5 protein-coding genes are annotated in these 3,371 nt (G+C 38.9%); 4 read left to right on the forward strand and 1 reads right to left on the reverse strand.

Annotated elements, in window-relative coordinates:
• Positions 1–218 precede the first annotated feature (218 nt).
• Genes IM477_RS02845 through IM477_RS02855 form a run of 3 tightly spaced genes read left to right on the forward strand, consistent with a single transcriptional unit; the run spans position 219 to position 2,571 of the window.
• A complete protein-coding gene (locus IM477_RS02845) occupies positions 219–1,139 on the forward strand; it encodes a hypothetical protein (protein ID WP_287730462.1) in 921 nt (306 codons plus the stop codon).
• Positions 1,133–2,260, forward strand: coding sequence for a hypothetical protein (locus tag IM477_RS02850; RefSeq protein ID WP_287730463.1), 1,128 nt, complete (start codon positions 1,133–1,135; stop codon positions 2,258–2,260). Before IM477_RS02845 ends, IM477_RS02850 begins: the two co-directional genes overlap by 7 nt.
• A 32-nt stretch (positions 2,261–2,292) precedes the next feature.
• Positions 2,293–2,571: a metal-dependent hydrolase gene (locus IM477_RS02855; protein ID WP_079209241.1), complete on the forward strand. Its 279-nt coding sequence runs from the start codon at positions 2,293–2,295 to the stop codon at positions 2,569–2,571.
• Positions 2,572–2,748: 177 nt separating this feature from the next.
• On the opposite strand, the gene IM477_RS02860 is transcribed toward IM477_RS02855, so the two are convergent.
• Complete coding sequence (locus tag IM477_RS02860; RefSeq protein ID WP_170915521.1) at positions 2,749–2,916, reverse strand: hypothetical protein; 168 nt, start codon at positions 2,914–2,916, stop codon at positions 2,749–2,751.
• A gap of 156 nt (positions 2,917–3,072) precedes the next feature.
• On the opposite strand from IM477_RS02860, the gene IM477_RS02865 reads away from it, so the two are divergent.
• Positions 3,073–3,371 (forward strand): RNA-guided endonuclease InsQ/TnpB family protein (locus IM477_RS02865; RefSeq protein WP_287730464.1); only part of this gene is annotated, 299 nt, incomplete at its 3' end.

Below are 3,371 nucleotides of genomic sequence, written 5' to 3' on the forward strand. Positions count from 1 at the left end.
GTACGGGCGAAGCATTCGGATAGAAAATCTACGGTTTCACCGATAGGTTATTGCCCGAATGCTTCGCCCCTACAGGACGCGGGCCGATGAAGACGCAAGGTTTTGAACCACGATTCTCTCAAAATCTTGCACCTGTGAGAGCAAAACAGGACACTAAAACCCTTACCTCGTCTATATTTCACATTTATTCAGCAAACCCTAGTTATTGAGGTGAAACCATGACTAATAGTAATCAACCTGGAAGTAACTCAACTTGGGAGAAAATAGTTGCTATTTTCTTAGCAACTGTAGTTCTAGGTACTTTTATTTTCTATGTTTTTAATCCACCACCAACTGCTGACGCAACTCTAGCTCTTATTAGGGTTTTAGCTGCTGCTTTTTCCGGTTTAGCTGCTTCTCTTTTTGTAGGAGATCTAAATTTAGAGGGTACAATACCAGGACTAGATAATAAGGTAAAAGTCAAGGCAGCTGGTGGTTTTGCTGCGTTTTTGCTAGTTTTTGTCCTCTTTTTCTATGGAATCAATCCCTCGGAAGATAGCAACCTACCAAATTCACAGCCTTTAACGTTATGGGGTTCTTATCCGACACTAGCTTTATTTGACCCTACTCAACCAACTATTCCTGATATCTTAACTAAAGAACTTGAGCTTGATAAAAATCCGATAATTTTTCAAAAAAGTCCAGTGTTTGACAGTATTCAAACATTTATTAAAGAAACAGGGAATCAAGATTTTATTTCTAATCTCAAACAGATAAATCAGATAAATCCACTGCAAACATCTGTTAATTATAAAAACCAAACTAAAAACTCCAATTCTAATGAAACAGCTAATCAAAGTCAAGGACAATTTGAACAAGACGGGTTAATACAAGAAGGAAAAGATGCAATAGCAAGAGCAGAATATAATCCCATTCTGTTAGAGTTTTCTAATAAACTTCAAGAAGCCCCTTGGACAGCAACTTTATTTTCTGAAGATACTTTTGATACTCCTGTAATTTTTCAATATCCTCAACTTGCAGACATAGGAAAATCTACTTTAAAAGCAAAAGATTTTGGATTTTCCGACGATCTTTGGGGAACAAATATAGCGGTGTGCAGTCGTATGAGGTACAGTGTCACGAGCTATAAACCATGCTAGGCAAAGCTTGGTCTGTATCTCACTCAAGCGCTTACCGCTATAACACTTGGATTACAAAAGTTATTCAGGCAAATCCACAACAACGAGGTTTAGTAGGTTATCAATATCAATTTATTACCGACTTATCTCAAAATAATTTATTGCCTGGTGGTTGTACTGGTTTTAAGATGGTTATTGATACGGATTTATTTATGCCTTATGTCAAATTAATTGATATTTGGAATTCTTCTGAAAAACCGATCCCGCTTAATTCTATTACCTATAAAATTGCAAACAAAGAAGCGAATCCTTATAAGTTATCTGACGCTACAGAGCGTTCTAAGCTATTCAAATCTGCTACCAACACAACGGATAATATCAATGTTATTCTTCAACCCAAAAGACATTATCTGATTCCCATTGAGTTCGGATTTATGTTTGATCAAGAACGAAAATCTTCAGTAGAGAATCTATCTCAAAACTTGATCTATATTCCTAAACCCTTACCTAAAGATATAGAGCTTACATTTGGTAGTAGTGTAGAAGAAATCAAAAAATACAATCAGAAAATCACTCAATCTATCAATCTAAGTAACGATTTTTTAAACCAAATTAAAACAAATAAAAATGATATAGATGTTCCCCGTAAACTAGCTATTGGTTCAGTTATCAATGTAGAATCTATGATAGTTAATCAAAGAAAAATATTCATTCCTAAACCTGGGGATGAATTTTCTTCGTCCATTGCTCAAGGTTTAGGTTTAGGTAGCTGTCCTTATTTATTAGTTTATGATACTGGTAAAGGTTATTGGCTAGATTTAGGTACTGTTTTATATAGCAGAGCTAGTCAAGATTTACAAGATACGGAAATTCATGCTCTTGGCAATCAAACTACTAAAATTAAGTTGCAAGAAAGGGAAAATGAAATAACTTATCTTGACTACATCGCCATTCTATACACTGAATATGATACTGGTATTCATCGTGAAATTACCCCTAATATTTTTTCTATTACTAAAATAGATGGGCAATATTTGGTATTAAATAAAGGACAAAATCTTGAAATTGATCTTAGTAATTTAATTCCTGCTAATGCAACAGCTATTCAACTAAAAATTAACGGCTACTACACAAGAATTTAAAATAGTAGCTATCGCTTCATCTCTAACTCTCTATGTTCCTTGCCTTCATGTCCACCACCCACGCCACCATCGCCGCAGCAGGCACATCTTTAGTCATAGGAACTGCCGACCCGATGGCATTGGGTTTGGCTGTCCTGGGTTCGCAGCTTCCTGACATCGACACCACCACCTCAACCATCAGCAAAATCTTCTTCCCCCTCAGCAGCTTCATGGAAGATAGATTTCCCCACCGCAGTATCACCCACTCTCTTTTGGCGACGGGTTTGATTGCGGCTGTCTCCCTCCCCATCGGCTACTTCCTGGGCAATTAGCTGACAGCGCTGCCGAAGGCACTCGCTGCGCGAGACCGCACTCTCGTTAGGTCATTTACTCGCCGGTTTCTCGGACTGCTTCACTCCTGCTGGTAGTACAATTACGTTTAACGATGAGTCGGCGATCGCTGTTTTAAGAGGGCAGTACGCAATTGGGACAGTAAACACCAAAATCGTTCAACCTGCGCCATTTAAGGAATGACCGTTCAATTCCCCCAAAACAGCCTGATGTTTCTGCCGCGCTTCCATTTCCTCGGTCGATGTGCGCTGGCACTGTCTCAGATTTTTGCCGATGGTCGATAGGTGGATTTCGATAATCCCGCCAATTCTTTCGCTCGATGGCATCGAGTTCCCGACATATTTCGGCGGCCAGCCGATAATCCACACTTCCCGTTAAAGTAGCTCCGTCATCGAAAATTTAGGTCTGAAACCCCGCCGTTTTACGGCGGCTTTGCTGTTAAATATTAGCACATTTACGAAATATATGCTAAAATATGAGACATGGAAAAAGCCTATTCTTACCGATTTTACCCAACACCCGAACAAGAGTCGCTATTGCGGCGCACTTTGGGATGTGTAAGATTGGTTTACAACAAAGCTCTCCACGAACGAACACAAGCTTGGTACGAAAAGCAAGAAAGAGTAGGCTACGCTCAAACTTCTTCAATGCTAACCGATTGGAAAAAACAAGAAGAATTAAACTTTCTCAATGAAGTTAGCTGTGTACCTTTACAACAAGGGTTAAGACACCTACAAACAGCTTTTACTAATTTCTTTGCTGGTCGTTCTAAGTATCCTAA

It is taken from the genome of Microcystis sp. M090S1, from assembly GCF_020246295.1.
GTDB lineage: Bacteria > Cyanobacteriota > Cyanobacteriia > Cyanobacteriales > Microcystaceae > Microcystis > Microcystis aeruginosa.

Coding starts and splice junctions, on each gene's coding strand:
- IM477_RS02845 (WP_287730462.1), top strand. CDS start 219: ATGACTAATAGTAATCAACCTGGAAGTAACTCAACTTGGGAGAAAATA.
- IM477_RS02850 (WP_287730463.1), top strand. CDS start 1,133: ATGCTAGGCAAAGCTTGGTCTGTATCTCACTCAAGCGCTTACCGCTAT.
- IM477_RS02855 (WP_079209241.1), top strand. CDS start 2,293: ATGTTCCTTGCCTTCATGTCCACCACCCACGCCACCATCGCCGCAGCA.
- IM477_RS02860 (WP_170915521.1), bottom strand. CDS start 2,916: ATGCCATCGAGCGAAAGAATTGGCGGGATTATCGAAATCCACCTATCG.